28 protein-coding genes are annotated in these 19,764 nt (G+C 41.7%); 18 read left to right on the top strand and 10 right to left on the bottom strand.

Annotated features, from left to right (window positions below; all coding sequences use genetic code 11):
• Positions 1-63: 63 nt before the first annotated feature.
• Genes PGZ10_RS05740 through PGZ10_RS05760 form a run of 5 tightly spaced genes read left to right on the top strand, consistent with a single transcriptional unit; the run spans position 64 to position 1,963 of the window.
• On the top strand, positions 64-717 hold the full coding sequence (locus PGZ10_RS05740; protein ID WP_270540927.1) for a recombinase family protein: 654 nt from the start codon (positions 64-66) through the stop codon (positions 715-717).
• Positions 718-769: 52 nt separating this feature from the next.
• Complete coding sequence (locus PGZ10_RS05745; protein ID WP_117470424.1) at positions 770-991, top strand: DUF5348 domain-containing protein; 222 nt, start codon at positions 770-772, stop codon at positions 989-991.
• Positions 992-1,000: 9 nt separating this feature from the next.
• Positions 1,001-1,357, top strand: coding sequence for a hypothetical protein (locus PGZ10_RS05750; RefSeq protein WP_117470423.1), 357 nt, complete (start codon positions 1,001-1,003; stop codon positions 1,355-1,357).
• A 2-nt stretch (positions 1,358-1,359) separates the two neighbouring features.
• On the top strand, positions 1,360-1,617 hold the full coding sequence (locus PGZ10_RS05755; protein WP_005333422.1) for a type II toxin-antitoxin system HicA family toxin: 258 nt from the start codon (positions 1,360-1,362) through the stop codon (positions 1,615-1,617).
• The gene (locus tag PGZ10_RS05760; protein ID WP_005333424.1) at positions 1,601-1,963 is read left to right on the top strand and encodes a type II toxin-antitoxin system HicB family antitoxin; all 363 of its coding nucleotides are present in this window, start codon (positions 1,601-1,603) and stop codon (positions 1,961-1,963) included. The genes PGZ10_RS05755 and PGZ10_RS05760 overlap by 17 nt, the downstream gene beginning before the upstream one ends.
• A 60-nt stretch (positions 1,964-2,023) precedes the next feature.
• Here PGZ10_RS05760 and PGZ10_RS05765 read toward each other — a convergent pair whose 3' ends face one another.
• The 4 genes from PGZ10_RS05765 to ligA form a co-directional block, all read right to left on the bottom strand.
• The gene (locus PGZ10_RS05765) at positions 2,024-3,388 is read right to left on the bottom strand and encodes an ATP-binding protein (RefSeq protein WP_117470422.1); all 1,365 of its coding nucleotides are present in this window, start codon (positions 3,386-3,388) and stop codon (positions 2,024-2,026) included.
• Positions 3,389-3,477: 89 nt separating this feature from the next.
• On the bottom strand, positions 3,478-3,951 hold the full coding sequence (locus PGZ10_RS05770; RefSeq protein WP_005333427.1) for an LPD11 domain-containing protein: 474 nt from the start codon (positions 3,949-3,951) through the stop codon (positions 3,478-3,480).
• 21 nt (positions 3,952-3,972) lie between these two features.
• Complete coding sequence (locus PGZ10_RS05775; RefSeq protein WP_023921566.1) at positions 3,973-4,476, bottom strand: NADAR family protein; 504 nt, start codon at positions 4,474-4,476, stop codon at positions 3,973-3,975.
• A gap of 77 nt (positions 4,477-4,553) precedes the next feature.
• On the bottom strand, positions 4,554-6,548 hold the full coding sequence (gene ligA / locus PGZ10_RS05780; protein ID WP_040015507.1) for an NAD-dependent DNA ligase LigA: 1,995 nt from the start codon (positions 6,546-6,548) through the stop codon (positions 4,554-4,556).
• 277 nt (positions 6,549-6,825) lie between these two features.
• Here ligA and PGZ10_RS05785 point away from each other — a divergent pair, with 277 nt between their 5' ends.
• The 13 genes from PGZ10_RS05785 (at position 6,826) to PGZ10_RS05845 (ending at position 17,041) form a co-directional block, all read left to right on the top strand.
• The gene (locus PGZ10_RS05785) at positions 6,826-7,080 is read left to right on the top strand and encodes a hypothetical protein (RefSeq protein WP_005333435.1); all 255 of its coding nucleotides are present in this window, start codon (positions 6,826-6,828) and stop codon (positions 7,078-7,080) included.
• Positions 7,081-7,153: 73 nt separating this feature from the next.
• The gene (locus PGZ10_RS05790; RefSeq protein WP_008373954.1) at positions 7,154-7,879 is read left to right on the top strand and encodes a M15 family metallopeptidase; all 726 of its coding nucleotides are present in this window, start codon (positions 7,154-7,156) and stop codon (positions 7,877-7,879) included.
• A 103-nt stretch (positions 7,880-7,982) separates the two neighbouring features.
• Entirely contained in the window at positions 7,983-8,498 is a 516-nt protein-coding gene (locus PGZ10_RS05795; protein WP_117470420.1) for an RNA polymerase sigma factor, read from the top strand.
• Positions 8,495-9,259, top strand: a complete 765-nt coding sequence (locus tag PGZ10_RS05800) for a hypothetical protein (protein WP_117470419.1) — start codon at positions 8,495-8,497, stop codon at positions 9,257-9,259. Before PGZ10_RS05795 ends, PGZ10_RS05800 begins: the two co-directional genes overlap by 4 nt.
• Positions 9,243-10,133, top strand: a complete 891-nt coding sequence (locus tag PGZ10_RS05805) for an ABC transporter ATP-binding protein (RefSeq protein ID WP_008373946.1) — start codon at positions 9,243-9,245, stop codon at positions 10,131-10,133. The genes PGZ10_RS05800 and PGZ10_RS05805 overlap by 17 nt, the downstream gene beginning before the upstream one ends.
• Positions 10,117-11,322 (top strand): ABC transporter permease, encoded by a 1,206-nt coding sequence (locus PGZ10_RS05810; RefSeq protein WP_270540937.1) that lies wholly within the window; start codon positions 10,117-10,119, stop codon positions 11,320-11,322. Before PGZ10_RS05805 ends, PGZ10_RS05810 begins: the two co-directional genes overlap by 17 nt.
• Positions 11,323-11,551: 229 nt before the next feature.
• Positions 11,552-11,953 carry a winged helix-turn-helix domain-containing protein gene (locus PGZ10_RS05815; RefSeq protein WP_270540928.1) on the top strand — a complete coding sequence of 134 codons (402 nt, stop codon included), beginning with the start codon at positions 11,552-11,554 and terminating at the stop codon, positions 11,951-11,953.
• Between the two features lie 94 nt (positions 11,954-12,047).
• Complete coding sequence (locus PGZ10_RS05820) at positions 12,048-12,722, top strand: response regulator transcription factor (protein ID WP_023921570.1); 675 nt, start codon at positions 12,048-12,050, stop codon at positions 12,720-12,722.
• Complete coding sequence (locus PGZ10_RS05825) at positions 12,710-13,912, top strand: HAMP domain-containing sensor histidine kinase (RefSeq protein WP_008373940.1); 1,203 nt, start codon at positions 12,710-12,712, stop codon at positions 13,910-13,912. Before PGZ10_RS05820 ends, PGZ10_RS05825 begins: the two co-directional genes overlap by 13 nt.
• A 70-nt stretch (positions 13,913-13,982) precedes the next feature.
• A complete protein-coding gene (locus PGZ10_RS05830) occupies positions 13,983-15,047 on the top strand; it encodes an ABC transporter permease (RefSeq protein WP_008373936.1) in 1,065 nt (354 codons plus the stop codon).
• On the top strand, positions 15,044-15,700 hold the full coding sequence (locus PGZ10_RS05835; protein ID WP_270213230.1) for a hypothetical protein: 657 nt from the start codon (positions 15,044-15,046) through the stop codon (positions 15,698-15,700). Before PGZ10_RS05830 ends, PGZ10_RS05835 begins: the two co-directional genes overlap by 4 nt.
• Before the next feature lie 4 nt (positions 15,701-15,704).
• Complete coding sequence (locus tag PGZ10_RS05840; RefSeq protein WP_005333452.1) at positions 15,705-16,577, top strand: ABC transporter ATP-binding protein; 873 nt, start codon at positions 15,705-15,707, stop codon at positions 16,575-16,577.
• 62 nt (positions 16,578-16,639) lie between these two features.
• Positions 16,640-17,041, top strand: a complete 402-nt coding sequence (locus PGZ10_RS05845) for a winged helix-turn-helix domain-containing protein (RefSeq protein WP_005333454.1) — start codon at positions 16,640-16,642, stop codon at positions 17,039-17,041.
• Between the two features lie 32 nt (positions 17,042-17,073).
• Here the strand turns inward: PGZ10_RS05845 and PGZ10_RS05850 are convergent, their stop codons facing one another.
• Genes PGZ10_RS05850 through PGZ10_RS05875 form a run of 6 tightly spaced genes read right to left on the bottom strand, consistent with a single transcriptional unit; the run spans position 17,074 to position 19,750 of the window.
• Positions 17,074-17,358 carry a hypothetical protein gene (locus tag PGZ10_RS05850; protein ID WP_005333456.1) on the bottom strand — a complete coding sequence of 95 codons (285 nt, stop codon included), beginning with the start codon at positions 17,356-17,358 and terminating at the stop codon, positions 17,074-17,076.
• Positions 17,359-17,413: 55 nt separating this feature from the next.
• Complete coding sequence (locus tag PGZ10_RS05855; RefSeq protein ID WP_005333458.1) at positions 17,414-18,022, bottom strand: hypothetical protein; 609 nt, start codon at positions 18,020-18,022, stop codon at positions 17,414-17,416.
• Entirely contained in the window at positions 18,022-18,399 is a 378-nt protein-coding gene (locus PGZ10_RS05860) for a hypothetical protein (protein ID WP_005333460.1), read from the bottom strand. The genes PGZ10_RS05855 and PGZ10_RS05860 overlap by 1 nt, the downstream gene beginning before the upstream one ends.
• Positions 18,380-18,958: a hypothetical protein gene (locus PGZ10_RS05865; protein ID WP_005333462.1), complete on the bottom strand. Its 579-nt coding sequence runs from the start codon at positions 18,956-18,958 to the stop codon at positions 18,380-18,382. The genes PGZ10_RS05860 and PGZ10_RS05865 overlap by 20 nt, the downstream gene beginning before the upstream one ends.
• A gap of 5 nt (positions 18,959-18,963) precedes the next feature.
• Complete coding sequence (locus tag PGZ10_RS05870) at positions 18,964-19,212, bottom strand: hypothetical protein (RefSeq protein WP_005333464.1); 249 nt, start codon at positions 19,210-19,212, stop codon at positions 18,964-18,966.
• 19 nt (positions 19,213-19,231) lie between these two features.
• A complete protein-coding gene (locus PGZ10_RS05875) occupies positions 19,232-19,750 on the bottom strand; it encodes an AbrB/MazE/SpoVT family DNA-binding domain-containing protein (protein WP_005333466.1) in 519 nt (172 codons plus the stop codon).
• Positions 19,751-19,764: the final 14 nt, after the last annotated feature.

A 19,764-nucleotide genomic window follows, 5' to 3' on the forward strand; every position in this document is an offset into this window, starting at 1 on the left:
CACAGTTTTGAGATATGCCAACAAAAGTGTGGATATTTTGGGACAGGGAAAGGAGAAATGTGGATGCAGATATATGGATATCACCGCACCAGTACAAAGGAGCAGCATCTTGATCGTGGCATACAGGAAATTGAGCGGTACTGTAACGAGCATGAGATGGCACTTACGAATATTTTTACGGATCAGGAGACAGGGAAGAATTTTAATCGTCCGAGATATACCGTTTTAGTGGAGGATGTCCTGCGGCTGGGAGATATTTTGATTGTTACAGAATTGGACAGACTGGGGAGAAACAAGCATGACACCATGCAGCAGATCCAGCGGATCAAGGACATGGGAGTGCGGCTTATGGTTTTGGAACTGCCGACTACGCTTATGGACTTATCTGTGATGGATAATGCGATGGCAAGGATGATGCTGGAAACAATCAATAACATGATGCTGGAGCTTTATGCTTCTATGGCGCAGGCAGAGCTGGAGAAAAAGGAGAAGCGACAGCGGGAAGGTATAGAAGCGAAGAAATTGCGGGGCGAATGGGATGATTATGGAAGACCATGCGTGATGAAGCAGGAAACCTTTGACGAGAACTTCCAGAGCGTTATTTCCGGAAAAATGACACCGACACAGCTTCGGAAGAGTCTGGGAATGACACAATCTACCTTTTACCGGTATCGTAAAACTTTTTATGAAAAATATCCGGAACTTTCCAATACCTAGAATGAAAGCCATATTACTTATATAGAACAAAGAATTTCAGGAGGAAAGCAATATGAGTGAAAAAAGAATAGGTACTTTGATTTATGATCCGTCTATGGGAAGATATGATATCCGGTTTGGTATTGAATCCTATTATGGGGGACTGCATTGTGGAGAATGCTTTGATGTGGAGGTAAGGGATGTATGGATTCCGGTTCGGATTGAAATGGACGAGGACTGGTATCTTGTGGGACTTCCGAAGACACGCCTCGGCGGGCTGACTGTTCGGATGTAGAGGAGATAGATGATGGAAGCCAAAAAGAAATATGTAAAGCCCGCCTTCCGATTTGTGACAGATCTGAGGAGTATTCTGGAATGTCTGTATGAAGTATATGGAACGGATGGGGAGCTGCTGCTTAAAGGAGAAAAGCTGTCAGATACAGTAATCTGCCCGTTTATCCGCATGGTTCAAAAGAAATGCAGTGTGGTGGATGCGGAAATCCTGCATTTGATGCTCTGGAAGATATATATGGTAAGTGCGAGGAAAGAAGCATTTGTAGCGGATGCTAAGAAAGAGCTGCAGCCTTATTTGACCAAGAAAGATGAAAAACAGATTGACACCATATATGACACCACATATACTATAGATAGGAGGCATTAAAGATGTCGAAATGGGATAAACTATTGACAAGAATTTGCTCATTATCGAAAGACCTTCGTTTTGATGAATTAAGAAAAGTATTAGAAAGTTATGGATATGAGATAAATGCTCCGAGAAGTGGGAGCAGCCATTATACATTCCGTAAAGCGGGATGCCAGCCGATAACAATACCGAAACACGAACCAATCAAGAAAATTTATGTTGAAATGGTAAAGCAGATTGTAGAAAGTGAGGCGAAAAACGATGAAGACACTGAATGATTATTTGGCAATGTCCTATCGCATGGAAATTGTGGAAGATAAGGATGAAGGTGGATTTGTGGTTTCTTATCCGGAACTGCCGGGATGCATCACCTGTGGAGAGACGATAGAAAGGGCAGTTGAAAATGCAGCGGATGCAAAAAAAGCATGGTTAGAAGCTGCACTGGAAGAAGGGATTGAGATTCACGAACCGGGAAGCCTGGAAGAGTATTCGGGACAGTTTAAAATAAGGATGCCACGCAGCTTACACCGGGATCTGGCGGAACACTCAAAAAAAGAAGGCATCAGTATGAATCAATACTGTATATATCTTCTTTCAAAGAATGATGCGCTGTTAGTAAAATAAATATACAAGAATATAGATGAAAAGAGCCGTCCGGATGGGCGGCTCGAAGTCTTTTATAGATTAAAAATGATATTGCTCCAGCAGGTATAGGGGAAGTGTTTGTACATTCCCAGCGGTTCCGCCTTTGGTATCACCTTTTAAATACAATAGTTTGTGGGCCTTCCCCTGTTCCAATGCCTTCAAGGCAGTAGATGCAGTTCCCTTACCGGCTTTAACTTCAATCAGATAGCGGATGTGAGTTTTCAATGTCTGAGCTACAAAATCAATTTCACCACCTTTATAAGTAGCAAAAGCCGGTGTCTCAAAGATAATTTCTTCCGGGAATTCCTGGCGTTTGGACAAGTTAATGTAAACATAGTTTTCGTTCAATGAGCCATCCATAGTTGATACAGTAGCACCAGTTCTGGAGAGATAATAATATGCAACTCCAAGATCCATGAAGAAGCAGCGGCTTCCCGGTTTGAAATTCAGGATGTCCAGTTCTGTGATTTTGCCACAGAAACCGATGATTCCAGAATGATAAAGCCAGTTGATAGCACGATAGCAGGTTGCTTTAGAAAGATTACTGGAGTAATTCTTTGTAACGAGCTTTTGCAGTTCTTCACTTATACTGTCCTCATCTAATCCTTTCTTTTCACGAAGCAGAATACGGCAGATGCTTAAAAAGATGTTGGTAAAAACACTAATATCTGTGATGTCATCAAAGTACCGCATAGATTCGTTTAAGAAAATGCGGATGATTCTAACAAGCTCTTTTTGAGCTGCTTCCACGTCTTTTGTGTTAAGGTATGTTTCCACAACCTTTGGATAGCCGCCAATCTGTCTATAGATGTCGTAAACATTCTTTAATTCGTCATATAGTTCCGGTACGGTGTCATCTGCATGATCCAGTGGAAGTGATAGATATTTCTGAAAAAGCTGGTCATCCAATGCTTCCAAAAACTCTTTAAAGGAAAGGGTATAAATACGGATACTGGTAATATCTCCACTGGAGAATTTGAATTCCGGTTCCAGTACACGTCCCAGATAACTTCCAGTTACAATGAAATGCGCTTGAAAATAGCGGGTAAATTCTCGGATACGGTTGAATATCTCTGAGGATTCCTGAATTTCATCAATAATGATGACTGTATCGTTGGTATCTTCAAAATCCGGATCGAAGAGTTTAAAAGCATCGTGAAGCGGCTGCTCCGGTCGTTTTGTACCGGGAGTCCAGTCTGTGGCTTTTTTGTAACATTCCATAAATTGTTTGCCGGACAAATCAAACAGGTTAATGTAGATCTTGTGCCTGAAGTTCTCATCCGCAAATTTATTGATAATATATGTTTTTCCGACCTGTCTGGCACCATTCACTTCCAAGGTGCTGTGGACGGTATCGTTTTTCCAATCCAGAAGCTGATCGTAAACTTTTCTTTTCAGATACATGGGAAATGCTCCTTTCTTTCAACTGTTCCTATTATATCAAAATATGAATGGATAATATAGAGGGTAATTTCTGATAAATGATGAATTGTCTAGTCTGAGCAGTTCTTCACGGGTATTCCGGTTTCTGTCATTACTTTTTCGTACTGAAGAAGCTGTTCCCAGGTCAGCCATTCCGGTTTCTGATCTGTGGGAAAACCATTCCATAATTCTTTCATACGGGCAATATGGTTTTGAACGCTATGATTGCATAGGATAGACGGACTGCGATTTCCGTAGCCCAGATAGTATTCACAGTCAGACTGTAATTTACTTAACATCCGGTACTCGAATTCATAGGAACTTCTTTGATACGGAGCCGGATGAAATGTGTACTCCTGCTGTATGGGATGGGAAGGTTCTCCATCAATATGGTTAAAAGATAAAGAATAAAGATTCGGTTCAGGCTCTTTGCCAAGGTCAATATCCTTCCACAACTTTCCGAATTGGTCCTTATATACCGGACAGGAAAAATCATCCATGCCAGTATACTCAAGCACTAATTTTGTTTTTGCATTTTCATTCATTCTATTAGACCATCCTTTCCTTTATTGCAGACATTGAGGTATATTATTGGGCGCTGTTTCTGCATTCCACTGCAGCTTCGCACGTACATCCATCAGGATGATTCCTAACTGGTTTTCTCCGCAGTTATTGACTTTGCCCCAGAAATAGTCACCCCAGTTGTTTCCTTCAATAAGTGTGGACTCTCCGGTTGCAAGAAGTTTATCCCGGAGTTCCGGGTTCTGCATGAATTTGCACATGCAGATTTCATACATGAGCCGGACTTTCACTTTTTCCCAGTCCGGGCGTAATGTAAGATCTCTGCCGAGTTTCTTTGCATCAGAAGGATTATGCATCCGAAAAATACAGAATTTGCGTTGCTCTCTCGCAGAGAGTGTTTTCTGCGCTTGAAAAGCAGCTTCATTATTTGCATAGGTTTGTCCCATGTAAGAGACCGGTGCCGGATAGAAATTGCTTAGAAAAGCATAATCTCCCCGAAATTCATTGATCTGTGTAGGTATGCGCTTGCTTGTATTTGTTTGATTCATTATAAATTCCTCCTTTGTAAAAGAGGTGCGGCCTTTCAGCCACACCTCAAAATAATTCTCATCTATTGCAGAGATGGTTATGCAATCATCTCCAAAAATTCAGCTTCTGTAAGAATTGGAATACCAAGGCTCTGGGCTTTTGCCAGTTTGCTGCCGGCTTTTTCCCCGCAGATCAGGTAATCGGTTTTCTTTGTTACAGAGCTGCCAGGTTTGGCACCAAGCTCCAGAATCTTATCGTTGATACCGTCTCTGGTAAAATGCTCCAGTTTCCCTGTTGCTACGATGGTACATCCTGTAAATTTGTTTTCTTTTGTCATAATGGTCTCTTCCTTTCTTTGTTCAAATGTGAATTCGTTCTGTAAGTTTTTCCATAAATCAAGATTTGCTTCATCTGCAAACCAGGAATGGATGTTGTGATTTAAGATTTCGCCAAAATCCTCTAACTGAGTGAAGTCGTAATCTCCGACAGCCGCCTGTTCAAATGCAGTTAAATTTCCGGAAAATACGGTGTCCAGAATCCGGCTTTTGGTTCTGCCGATCATAGGAATATCCATGGAAACCAGATAGCGGACAAAGCTGGTCCTCCGGCTGGCGTTGATGGATTCCCACAAGCGGTCGAAAGATTTCTCACCATATCCGTCCAGTGCCACAATATCTTCCCGGTGTTCCTCCAGATGATAGATGTCCTGAAAAGAGTGCAGATAGCCCAGATTCAGGAATTTTTCTAAAGTGGCTTCTGACAGTCCTTCGATGTTCATTGCCTTCTTGCTGGCAAAATGGACAAACCTTCTTGTGATCTGGCTGTCGCACTGCGGATTATCACAATGCAGAGTTTCTACGGTGCGACCGTCGCTGGTCTTACGGCTGTAGGTTCTGGTTTTGGAACCACAGCAAGGGCAGACCGGAGGCGTGATGTCGGTATACCTTCCACGATCCAGATTATCCTCTATATGTGGGATGATCATGTTTCGTTTGGAAACAAGAATCCGGCATCCGGGTACAAGCTCCAGATTTTTGATAAAGGTCAGATTATGAAGGGAAGCTCTGGAAACATCACAGCCGTCAATCTCCACGGTATCGAAGATGCCGACCGGAGCAATCTCTCCGAATCTGGTCGGTGTCCATTCAATTTCACGCAAGAAAGTTTCGTAGGTATCATCCTCAAACTTATAGGCGAGGCCGTCCTTATAGTGGTGTCCGGTTTTTCCGCAGCTTTTGGAGTAGCTGAGACTGTCAAAAATCATGACAATGCCATCGATAGGAAGATGTAAATTTGCTGCTGTGGATACCAATTCCTGAATGAATTTCTCCGCATATTCTTTTGAAAGTCCGGTTCCTGAAATTGAGAAAAACGGGCAGTAACCAAAGCCCAGGTGTGTTAAACCTTCTAATTTGCAGGCTCTGCTGTCCGGGAAGGGAACATCCTCCATTCCTTCTAATACATTGAACGGAAGAAAGCGAACACAACGTCCGATACAGTTCTTCGGATCAAGACTTCGTACTGATCCGGAAGCAAAATTACGTCCGTTTTTATAAGGTTTTCCATTTCCATCACGCAGAGTATCTTTCAGACGTTCAAAATCATTGGTTGGTATAAAAGACTCACCGGTAATGACCAGACGTTCTTTGTGTGGAATGGTAAGCGGTACATTTAAAAATGCCGGGATATTGTGTGTAATATCTTCCCCCACTTCACCATCTCCACGGGTAGAAGCCTGAATCAGTCTGCCATCTTCGTAAATGAGTTTGGTAGTCAAACCGTCCAGTTTCAGCATAAAGAGAACTTCCTGTCCTTTCATGAAATCTAAAAGCTCTGAAATCAGTTTTGTTTTCTCAAGCGAGAGCAGTGGAATCGGATGGGTGACTTTGGCAAGTTCACTGACCGGATAATATCCAACCGTCTGTGTCGGAGAATTTGACAGGATGAAACCAGTCTGTTCCTCCAGTTCCTTCAGTTCGTCAAAGAGTCGGTCATACTCGGCATCAGATACCAGAGGGGCATCCTGATTGTAGTAGGCATGACGGTATTCATTGAGTTGTTTTACAAGATTCTTAATTCTTTTGACTGACATAGAGTCTCCTTTCTTTTGTGGCGTGCCAGTTCCGGAATCATTTGTTTCCGTAATCCTCCTTTCCCTGCGTTCAGGCATAAAAAAAGAGAATGACGCTTATGTTCATTCTCAAAATAGATGCAGTTTCCTGCAAAATAAAAAAAGCCAGAAGTCCCTGCTGCTTGTTGGGCATAGGAAAACTCCTGACTACGTTTCAAACCTAAACTGCGTGTGATAAATCCTTTCCGGATTGACACAAATAATTGATATAAGAACAGTATAACACTAGATGTAGTATATGTCAAATGAAATAGATTCCTCAATGAAGCTTTTGCCTTATGTTGATGACAAATTTGTCGGCTACAGGAATAAAAGCGTTCAGGATTTCAGATTTGCCCTAAGCGAAGGAATTCGTAGCCAGGTATTTTTTGCCACTTTCGTGGAGAAAGTCGAAAACCAGATAAAATCAATCTCTGTCATAAATGCCTCTAAACTGTTTTTACATCGTAGTGGTTATGCAAGTTCTAAATTTAAAAATAATTTTCACGAATAACTAACTTTTCTATATGCTGAATTGTCATAAAATATAGATTATTAAATTTGAAAGCAGATTGAAGGTGATAAACATGAGAAGTTATAAACGGTATACCAGGCGAAAGAGACTTTTGAAGCAAATCGCTGTGGTTGCTTTAGTGTTTATATTGGGATTTGTGCTTTTGCGGGCTGTTTCGTATATGGCGATTCAGGGTGAAATTCCGATGATTAACAGTTTCAATCTATTTAGAAGGGAAGCTGATACTTCTTTTGGATGGAACTTGATTCTTGTAAATGACGATTATTGTGTTCCCCGTAATTATGAGGTAGAACTCACAGAATTATCAAACGGAGAAAAAGTGGATTCGAGAATCTATCCTCAGCTTCAGCAGATGTTTGATGATGCCAGAGCTGAGGGACTTGAATTATTTGTAAGGGAAGGGTACAGGACAACTCAGGATCAGAAAGATATTATGAATGAGAGAATTCAGCAGTATCAGGATGAAGGCTATTCACGTGGGGAGGCAAAAAAACTTGCGAAAGAATATGTTGCCGAACCTGGAACAAGTGAGCATGAACTTGGGATAGCCGTTGATATCAATGCGGATACGTCCAAGTGTTCTTCGGATGCTGTTTATACATGGCTTGCCAATAATGCATATAAATATGGTTTTATTAAAAGGTATCCTGATAATAAGATAGAAATTACAGGAGTGAACAATGAACCCTGGCATTATAGGTATGTAGGGGTGGATGCTGCCCTGGAAATGCAGAAAAAAGGATTGTGTCTGGAGGAGTATATCGAGACTCTAAAATAAAAATTAAAAAATAATTTATCTTTAACTAACTTTTTATGCTTGTTAGGTGTCTTAGTATATAGGAGGGTAAAATATAGGGGGCAAATGAGGAAGGAGGAATGAGATGACTTCTGACTTCTTATTACTACAGAAAATCAGAAACGGCAACAACCATGCAGGTAATCAGTTTGTTGAAAAATATTATTCTTTTATCTATCAATATTGCTTTCTGCACATCCACAATCAAGAATGTGCAGAAGATATGGTACAAGAAACTTTTGTGAGGTTTTTCGGAGCGCTGATGAGCGGAGCTGAAATAGGAAAGGCGAAGAGCTATCTATACAGCATAGCGGGAAATATCATTAAAAACTACTATAAAAAAAAGAAGGAAATATTATTGGATCAGTTGCCGGATATAGAAAAGGATAATCTGACAGAAATAGAAATCCGGCTTGATGTAGAACGGGCGTTGGATCTGCTTCCGGAAGAAATAAAAGAGACGGCAATCTTGTTTTTCTTTCAGGGGTTAAAACAAAAAGAAATTTCTGATTTATTACATATAAAATTATCACTTGTAAAATATCGTGTTTCGAAAGCAAAAGAATTACTGTCAAAACAGTTGGAGGAGGGAAGAGATTGAAGCAGTATCAGAGAAAAATCAAGGAGTATAAATCCTTGATACAGAAGGAATATATACAGGAAACGGCAGTTTGCACAGTAATGGAACGGTGTTCAGACATTGTGAGCCGTCAGGATAACAGACGGGCGTCATATTTCGAATTTTTATTTGAGCAGTTCAAATTTATCAAGAAAAGATGGTGGGCCCTGCAGGGAGGAATCCTGTTTCTGCTTTGGATTCTGCTGGCGGACTCAGATGGAGGAGCAAATACAGAGCGGACACTGGGGGCTATGTCGGTGATGTTTTCTGTGATGATCGTACCTGAAATCTGGAAGAACCGGAGATTTTCTGCAGTCGAGATCGAAAAAACGGCATTCTATTCACTGCGCCAGATCTGTGCTGCAAGGACATTGCTATTTGCAGCAGTGGATCTGGTTATGATTACAGCTTTTTTCAGTATTTCAGTTTATACACTACAGATTTCGGCATACCGGATCATCATAGATTTTCTAGTGCCGCTTAATGTTTCCTGTTGTATCTGTTTCCGACTATTGTATAGCAAATGGAATGATATGGAGCATATTGCTGTTTTTCTAAGTATATCCTGCATACTGATTTGGACGCTGATTGTGTCCACAGATTCTATTTATCAGAAAATTTCGGTACCGATCTGGGTTGGCTTGCTGATCATATCGTTTGGTTATCTGATCTTTTGTGTTCACAAATCGCAATGTAACTGCGAAATAAACTGGGAGGTGAAGTCGAGTGGAACTGCAATTTAAAAATGTAACAAAAGCTTATGGAGATGTACATGCAGTAGATCACGTAACACATTCTATGGAGAAAGGTGTATATGGGTTATTGGGAGTAAACGGAGCGGGGAAAACCACTTTGATGCGGATGCTGTGTACAGCGATAAATCCGACAAGCGGAGAAATCTTGTGGAATGGAAAGGATATCTTCAGTTTGGGAGCATCTTATAGAGGGATACTCGGTTATCTGCCGCAGAATTACGGGTTTTATCCGGATCTTTCAGTGTATGACTACATGATGTATATTGCATCCATCAAAGGACTCCGTCCCATCGTGGCAAAGAAAAGGGCTTTAAAACTGCTAGAGCAGGTCGGGATGGCTGAAAAGCGAAAAAAAAAGATGCGCACTTTATCAGGGGGAATGATCCGGAGAGTCGGAATTGCTCAGGCGATGTTGAATGATCCGCGGATATTAGTATTGGATGAGCCAACCGCCGGTCTTGATCCGAATGAGAGAATCCGGTTCCGAAATCTGGTCAGTGAATTGTCGGAAGACCGCCTTGTCCTGCTGTCTACCCACATTGTGTCAGATGTCGAATACGTGGCAAATGAAATCATATTGATGAAAGAAGGAAAATTTTTCTATACAGGAACATCGGATGAGATTATTTTGTCTATGGATATGTCAGTATGGAATTGTACTGTTCCTAAAAGGGAACTGAATAATTATATGAAGAAATATCTGACTGGAAATGTAAGGACAGTTGCCGACGGAGTGGAACTAAGAGTCCTTTCAAAGACGCCGCCGGCAAGGAATGCAGTACAGGTGGAGACAACACTGGAGGATGCATTTCTTCTGTATTTTGGAGAAAAGGCAGGTGATAAAGATGATGTTCAAATATGAGTTGAAAAAGATCTTTTCTAAGCGGGTTAATCAGGTTTTGCTTGCGGCAGTGCTTGTGGTGACGATTATTTATTCCGGTATGGCAGTCGGAAGTATGCGCTATGTGGATGAAGAGGGGCAAAATCACACTGGGATTGAATCGGGACGGCTTCTGGCTGAAAATATCAATCAATGGAAAGGGGAACTTACAGCGGAGAAAATTTCCGAAGTAATAAATGATTACAAGACGATATCTGCCAAATATCCGGATGAAATACCAAATACAGAATATGGAAAAACAGTACAGTCATATTATGATATTTATAGTTTTGTAATTGGCATAATGACTCCAGATTCAGAATGGAATGAAAGTGTAGTATATCAGCTTTCAGATGAACAGCTACAGAATATCTATACAATCTATCAGGACAATATGAAGAAAATAGTGGAAGAGTATGGTACTACACCTGAAAAGAGAAGTTATCTGGAAAGCGTTTATAAAAAGATAGAAATACCTTTTATGTTCGAAGCAAAAGATTCCTGGACTACGATGACAATGTACGCACAAACTTATGTACTGTTAATGGCAGTGATCATAGGTTTTTTGGTAGCTGGTATATTTTCCGGAGAGTTCCGCCCGGGAACAGAGGATGTTTTTTTTGCCACTAAATATGGAAGAACGAAGGCAATAAAAAACAAGATTTTTGCGGGAATACTTGTGTCAACGGTTACCTATTGGATCGGAGTGGGGGTATTGTCTCTTATCTCATTTGCAGTAATGGGAACAAGCGGATTTTTCACGCCGTATCAGATTGATGATCCATACAGTATTTATGTTATGACATATGGAGAATATTATTTGCTGATACTTGTGGGCGGGTATATCGTGACAATGTTTTGTGCTGCGTTGACTATGCTGGTGACAGTTAAGATGCATACACCGAATCTGGCGATTTGTATCCCGTTTTTCCTGCTTTGTATGATGCCGTTTATCGCAAGAGTATTACCGGCATTTGATGCTTTTTTCAATTTGCTGCCAACTGTATTGACTAATATTTTTAATGCAGTGAGGACGCCGATTCTTTTTCAGATTGGTTCGTTTGTATTTCGTCAGATTTCGTTATTGATGTTTCTGTACATCTTATTATTTATTGTACTGTTGCCTTTAATATATATAGGTTATAGTCGATATGGGTTAAAGAAGAAATAGTATTACGAACGTCTGATAAAGCTATTGAAACTTTCGGCTGTTACTGCAGAAATTTTATGATCCGGATAAAAAAGAGGGCTACTGATAAATTGCGTAATTGTGCCTCTTTATATAAAAGAGAAATTAAATGACATCACGTGAACTCGTTCGGGATATGTTTATAAACTATTTCCGGATATTTGAAAAAGATCAGGAAGGGTTGAAAAGCAGGTGATACCATGGGAAAGTAATGATTCTTACGTTTTCTGATTCCGAGGAAGAAATTCTGAATAAGATTAAATCGGTTCTAGTCTGTGAAAACACAGTAGAGTTTATGGATAATGTAAACATTCAAAAGTTGAGATTCCCAAGTCTGGAAATAGACCAGCTTCAGCGTTGTGTAATCAGAGAAGATAAGACAGTGGGGCTTACCCGACATGAATATGATCTGCTTCTATATCTTGCGTTATCTCCTAATCGGGTATTCACGAAAGAACAGATCTATCAGCATATCTATGAGGAAGCGGAGTCAGAAGTGAATAACCGAATTTACGGTCTGATTAAGAACTTGAGAAAGAAAATAGAAGAAAATCCGGAAGAACCGCACTACATAGAAACGATACGTGGTGTTGGTTATCGCTTTCGGGCATAAAAGGAGCCGTCCGGCAATGGGCGGCTCGAAGTGTTTCTCTTGTTGTTTATTTATTGTTTTTTTCGTTGTATACTGATAAAACGAGGTGATAAAAGTGGCATATAGAATTTTGATCGTGGATGATGACATCGAATTATTAAAGATGTTAAAGAACTATTTTGAAATCAAACGATATGATGTAATGATGGCAGAAGATGGCACAGATGCTTTGGAAAAAATCCATAAGAAACCGGATATTATCTTGCTGGACATCAATATGCCTAAAATAGACGGATTAGAAGTATGCAGACGTATCCGGGGCAAAGTAACTTGTCCCATTATCTTCCTGACGGCAAAAGTGGAGGAGCAGGACAGGGTAAACGGGCTTTTATCCGGTGGGGATGACTATATACTGAAGCCGTTTAGTCTGAAAGAACTGGATGCTCGTATTATTGCACATTTGAAGCGTGAGGAGCGTCATAAAGGGAAGTCTGAATACAGATTCCACGGAGACCTCAGTATTGATTATGGAGCAAAGAGGGTTCAGATCGGTGAAAATGATTTGGAGCTTACGAAGCTGGAATATGCAATCATTGAGTTTTTGTCCATGAATCCAGGACAGGTTTTTGACAGGGAGCGGATATACGAAAAGGTGTGTGGTTATGATGCGGAAGGTGACAGCCGTGTTGTTACGGAACTGATCCGGAGAGTGAGAAAGAAACTGGCGGAATATACGCAGACAGAATACATTGAGACAGTATGGGGGATGGGGTATCGATGGAAAAGATAAGAAATTTATCCTTGAAAAAGACAATGGTTTTATATACGATACTCAGCTTGATTGTCACTTTTTTTCTTTCTGTGTCAATTATTGAGATTGCCGGGCAGATACAGGAGGAGGTCTGGTGGAAGTACGTGGATCAGGACGAGTATTATCAGGCAATGAATGACCGCAATGAAAATTTTGAGGTAGTGGTACCGAGACCGAATCAGAGTAAAATGAGCAGAATGGACTGGCATATTTCAGAAACCTGTGATTTCCTTCAGACGTACGGAGTATTGCTTTTTTCTTTTGCCGGATGTGGAATTGCGGTCAGCCTGTTTTACAAAAATAAATTAAAGAGACCGATTCAGGAACTGAAGATGGCATCACAGATGATTGCGGAGGAAGATCTGGATTTTCATATGGCTTATGAGAACGAGGACGAGATGGGGATGCTGTGCAGGGAATTTGAAAGGATGCGTGGGCAGTTGGAAGAAAATAACCGTAGACTTTGGCAGATGATCGAAGATGAGCGGGTACTGCGTGCAGCGATTGCCCATGATATCCGCTCGCCGCTTGCAATCATGCGGGGATATCAGGAAATGCTTTTGGAATTTGTTCCGGAAGATATGCTTGATCAAGAGAAAATGATGGAGATGTTAAGGGGCGGTATGCTTCAGATTGAACGGATGAACCATTTTATTGATGGTATGCGGAAGATGACGAAACTGGAAGAACGGGAATTAAACTGTTCCGTGGTGGATATCCGGCAGTTGATCAGCCAGATAAAAACGCTGGCAGAAGTCATGGAAGAAAAATCAGAAAAGGACTTCACGGTAACGGCAGTGGGAGAGTCGGAAACTCTGGTCGCAGATGCGGAAATCATCATGGAAGTAGCGGATAATCTGTTGTCCAATGCATTCCGCTATGCCAGTCAGAAAGTCGGGCTGAAGCTGACAGTGACGGCGCAGGATCTGAAAATGAGTATCGGTGATGACGGAACGGGATTTCAGGAAAATACCGATACGGTGACACAGGCGTTTTATCATGAAAATTCGCAGGATGATTTAAAGCATTTTGGAATGGGTATGTATATCAGCCGTATCTACTGCGAACGGCATGGCGGGAAACTGCTGATAAAAAATGCAGCAGATGGTGGTGCGGAAATTGAGGCAGTGTTTAAAAATTATGTATCAGAAAAACAACAGCAGAAATAAATGGCTGTTGTTTTTTTGTTGTGATTTGTAGGCTATGCTGTTTGTAGAAAAAAGAAAGGCGGGATGACTTATGAAAGCGATCATAAAAAGGAATCTGAAAAATTATCTTAAAAATCCGATATTTTGGACTGGTTTGATTGTTGTTTTAATCAGTATGTACCAGACACTTGCACCTTATCTGTCCATTCATTACGTGAAGCCGGATGAAACCTTCAGGAAGGTAAAAATGGCTTCCGATGGGGATGTTATGGAGGGATGTATTCCGGCAACACCGGATAAGGAGAGAGAACTGTGGGAGAAAGAGATTGTAAAGATACTTCAAGACACAGAGAATGGGTTTGGCATGTCGGAAGCAGAGGCGGAGGCAGTGATATCTGAGATGAAACAGATGGAGATTACGGAGGCGTGTCAGTATCTGAAAACGGAATACCACTTTAATGGTGCCAATTATGTGTATGAGGACGTTTCATGGTATCAGGGAAGCCCGGAGGAAGTCAATCGGTATATCAGAGAAAATCTTGAGAAACATCCATTCTCCTATTATTTCGGAAGAAAATTTACAGATTTTGCAAGCCTGCATATGGCATTCTTTGCAACGGTTCTGCTGGCGTTTTTATTTTTCCAGGATATGAGGAAAAATACTTATGAATTGCTGCACACCAAACCGATGACGGCTTTTCAATATATTGCCGGGAAAATAAGCAGTGGATTTCTCATCATGACGACGGCACTGGTCATTATGAATATCGTATTTATCATTTTGTGTTATGCCACGGCAGTAAAATCAGGATTTGCTATGAACATACTGGATTTTGTTCAGAATTCGATCCTGTATGTCCTGCCGAACATCCTGATGATCTGCTGTGTGTATGCGGTTACAGCGCTGCTGTTTAAGAATCCGCTTCCAGCGGTTCCGGCGCTGGTTCTTTATATCATTTATTCTAATATGCTGACATGGGACAGCAAAGGACAGTGTCATGCAAGACCATTCTCTATTATGGTTAGATTTCCGGGGAATTTTTTTGAAACGGGATTGCCATATCGGGTATATCTCAATCAACTGCTTCTTGTGGCAGCATCCATACTGCTCATGTTTATAGCGGTGTGGATGTGGAAAAGGAGGAGGGTACATTGAAGAAAGAAGTAAAAATATGTATGCCATATTATAAAATTGCATATTCAATCGCTTTTGTTGTGATATTGAGTGCAATCCAGCCTGTTGTATACGCAAACGAAATCGGAAGGGCAGTGGAAAGAGCTGTTTCGCTTCTGGCAGTCGTTTTCTGTGCAGATACTTATCTGGTGGAAGTGCAGAGCAAACGCTCGGAAGTATTCTGCCTTTATAATCTAAAAAAGCAGGCAGGGGTAGTTTATAAAAGACTATTTGTGCAGGTAGCTTATCTGATTGGAATCAGTTTGTTGGCATATGGACTCTTTTATTGGCAGAAACCGGTGAATCTGACAGAAGAATTAGATGGCGGTGCCTTGTTTGGAATTTATTGTATTGCGATTCCCGGAACTGTTTTGTTTTGGAGTGTGCTTTCCGTAACTGTCAGCAATCTGGTTCGAAACAGATGGATTGGTATGGGTGTCGTGCTGCTTTTCTGGTTTTTCTCTATTTCCGGAAAGGCAACTCAGTTTTTGAAAAACTGGGGACCATTTTCCTACGGAACTTGTGATTTCGGTAAGCTGACAGAGTGGAGATGGCTTGGCGGGAAGGTGCTGTGCGTGGTATTTGCGGGGATGATGCTTGCATTTGTTCCTAAGATATTAAAGAAGAGAGGGTAAGATTATGAGTATAAGAATAGACGATTTAACAGTAACATTTAAAAATGGAGTGACAGCGGTAGATCATGTGGATCTGGAAATCCCACATGGGATATTTGGTCTGTTAGGTGAAAATGGTGCAGGAAAAACAACGTTGATGCGGGTGCTTACAACGGTGCTTGCACCCACAAGTGGAAAAGTTCTGTTAGATGGTACGCTATATTGCGAAGCAAATTACGAAAAGATACAGAAAAAGATTGGGTATCTGCCACAGGAAATTGATCTGTATCCGTCTTTGACTGTTCGAGAATGTCTGGAGTATATGGGAGATCTGGCTGGAATTGAGAAAAGAGAAAGCAAGAAAAGGATTGATTACTATCTGGAGAAGACCAGTCTTGCAGACCATCAGAAAAAGAAAATGCGGCAGCTTTCAGGTGGAATGAAGCGAAGAGTTGGATTAGTGCAGGCATTACTCCATGAGCCGGATTTTTTAATTGTGGATGAACCAACAACAGGGCTCGATCCGGAGGAACGCATCCGTATCCGTAATTTACTGGTAGATTTTGCAGAAGAACGCACCGTATTATTTTCAACGCATGTGGTGGAGGATCTGATGGCAACCTGTAATCAGCTTGCGGTTATGAAAAAAGGTAGATTCCTTTATACAGGAACAATGAGGGAATTATTGAATAAGGCAAGAGGGCATGTATGGGAATGCTGTACAGAGGACGAAAGCCTTGCAAGAGAATTAGAAAGAAAATATCATATTTCCAGTAAGCAGTATACGGAGGAAGGAATTAGATTAAGACTGTTAGGGGAGAATATGCCGTCAGAAAGTGGATGTATAGCTTGTGACGTAACTTTGGAAGATGCATATATCTATGTAACCAATCGATAAACATTGTTAATGAGGAGTGAAAGCTAAATGCTAAGAAAAGCAGGTGATGTTATGGGAAAGTGATGATTCTTACCATTTCTGATTCCGAAGAGGGAATCCTGAATAAAATTAAATCAGTTCTAGCCTGCGAAAGTACGTTAGAAGTTATGGAGATTACAAATTCTGAAAAGTTGACATTCCAAGGTTTGGAAATAGACCAGCTTCAGCGGAGCGTAATCAAAGATGGTAAGGTTGTGGAACTTACCAGACATGAATATGACCTGCTTTTTTATCTGGCCTTATCCCCCAATCGGGTATTTACAAAAGAACAGATTTACCAGCATATTTATGAGGATGTGGAGTCAGAAGTGGATAACCGTGTCTATGGGTTAGTCAAGAATCTGAGAAAGAAAATAGAAGAAAATCCGGAAGAACCGCACTACATAGAAACGATACGTGGTGTAGGCTACCGTTTTCGGGCATAAAAAGAGCCGTCCGATTGGGCGGCTCGAAGTATTTAAACAGCAGTTTTCTTCACTGCCTGTTTATAGTTACCGGTAGCATCGTAATCTCCAGAGAGGAGCAGATTCTGGCGAAATTGCTCCAGTTTGATCTTGAAGCGTTTCCCATCCTCAACAGTCGTAAGCATGGTAAGAGCTTCTAGCATTCCCTGAATATATCCGGTTAGCAGGTAATATCTGCAGGGTTCTTCCGATGGTGAGATATTGGACAGGGTTTCTTCCAGATGTTCCTGACGTTCCCTGAGCCATGCATCCCAGACATCCAGTTCCAAATCAGTCATGGTGTTCCTCCTTTAAATCTGATGATAATCGTCTTTGGTGTGGAGGGGAGAAGTTTCATGCACAAGCATTTTTCTGCTCCAGATCCAAATATGGATTTGTAAATTCAAAAATAATAAGTTCATCCGCATCGAACATGAGCTCCAACTCTTTTAGTGTAGCTGCTGGATATCCGCAATCTCTGAATCGTTCTAATACGTCTGTTTCCGTTTCAAATGGTTCACCGTCTTCCAGCTTTTCTCCGATTATTAAGCCACATGGAGTCAATAGGCTTTCTTCATATAAGCGGACACAATATCGGTCAGGGAAAAATAGGTGTGCTTCATCCGTGTTATAATAAATTCGTTCTCCAGGTTCTATGCTTTGCATCACAAAGGGAACATGATATGCAGCGGCTATCGCCTGATATGCTTCATAAAGTGGAGTCCATGCTGTCTCTAAAGAAAGTAGAATATACGTATCATTCCATTCCATGTAGCTGACATTTCCACGAAGAGATATTCCGGTGGAATCTATTTTCTTGTGGGAAAATAAATTGCCAATCCAGCATAAATCAGGATTCTGGTTCAGAATGATGTAGGTTTCCAGGTCCTCCCACAAGTCATATAGTCCTTCCGGATTTCCTTCTGTATAAAAGATCACATCATCACAGCAGATATTTGCCATTACACATCCACCTCCGTTCCAAAAGTTTCACCCATATTCTGGTTGGAAACCGTAAGGTTTACAGGGGATAAGGTGCCAGAGGCAAGCCATTGTTCGATTGCATCAATTACCTGCTCCAGCGTGTCGTTATAAGCCACATTGCAGTCTTCCAGTCGGAGAAACTGCAGGTATGCTTCATGAAGAAGGCTTGGATCATCACGCAGCGTTTCATATGGAAGGTTGCAGAGTCCGATTCTTTCCTCCAGACGTTCCATGGAGCGGCGGATGAAGTCGCAGGAAATAAATTGTTCCCGGTAGATGTTATAAGCAGCTTCAAGCTGGTCATAGGTCAAAATAAATGAGACTTTCTCGCAAGGATTAGATGGTTGTTCTTTCATGGTAAATTCCTCCATTCATACTATGATTGGCTGGTGGTACGGATTCTCTTTGTTCGGGAGTAAGATGTACCAGTAGTTTCCAGCGCAGGTCGATTTCTCGGTGAATCCAGGTATCATTTTCATAAACTTCATGTGTCAAAAAATTGTAAATTGTCGGTTCTTTTTCTATATCATCCAGATCTGCGACCAGACAAGTTGCCTGATTCACATAGGGCCAGAGTGCCTGTTCGACCATATGGCGTAGTTCCAGTATCAGAGGATATATCTGTCCTACATCATAGGTTTTGGACATGCAGGAGCTGATTTTCTTCAGCATCCCGGAAGTTTGTATCATCTGGTTGATGACGGTACATTGTTCCTCCACATCTGCATCCGGATTCAGGACCAGCCGGTGGAGCAGCACAGATTTTGCATAGGCAGAAGCGGTCAGGTTGATGTTTCTGACCAGTTCTTCATACGGCTGCTTATACTGTGTCTTCAGCACTTCCAGAGGCACATGTTCCCGGTTCTTCTTTAAGGTGGAGAGGAGCCCCGAAAGGCAGCTCTCCAGTTCTTCCATTCTTGTCAAGCACACATCGCCTCCAGCTCCATCGGAACACGGGTGTAGCTGAGACGGTAAATACTGTTGCAGGTCTCAAATACCACACCGTTTTCGGATACTTCCAGAATACTCTGCACCGGACTGGTAGCAAAGGTCTGGTTATAACTATAGATCCACGCCCGTTCTCCCAGATGGAGGGGCAGGGACAGGATTCCGGTGAGGACATATTCTTTCTTTTGGGTGGTGTGTAAGGTTATATTTGTATTCTTCATTGATTTCACGCTCCTTTCCTTACTTAATTTTGTTTGCAATTACGGCAGCGACCAGTTTAGCGCATCCCAATTCCATCTCGGATAAATGCTGTCCGGTTCTGGAACAGAGAAGAAGTGCCAGCGGCTCTCTGTCTTCCCTTAAAATCGGGAAAAAAGCACAAACCGGTTGACGGGTGTTGGATACCGGGTAGACAGGGCAGTTCTCAGCAGAGATCAGTTCCTGGCCGTCCGCAACCAATTCGGCGAGTTCTTCTGTAACGGGAGTGCCTTCCGGAAGATAGATGCCCGCAGATACGAGTATGTGAGCCTCACTGCAAATTGCGATACCACAGTGGATGACACTGTAGAGGACGGAAAGATAGGAAGCCATTTCCTCTTTTCCGTTTAAGTGGGTAGGGCATTTGCGTAAAAGCAGCTCCATTCCCACATTTTCCAGTTCCAGTGCATCTCCGTCTGAGAGCTTCATTTGTTTCCGGATTTCTGCAGGGATGACGATACGCCCCTGAGAGTCCATGGTCCGGATGAGTGCAATATTCATAACTAAAGTCTCCT

It is taken from the genome of Coprococcus sp. AF102-57 (genome assembly GCF_027686195.1).
In the GTDB taxonomy this organism is placed as follows: Bacteria; Bacillota; Clostridia; order Lachnospirales; family Lachnospiraceae; genus Allocoprococcus; species Allocoprococcus comes.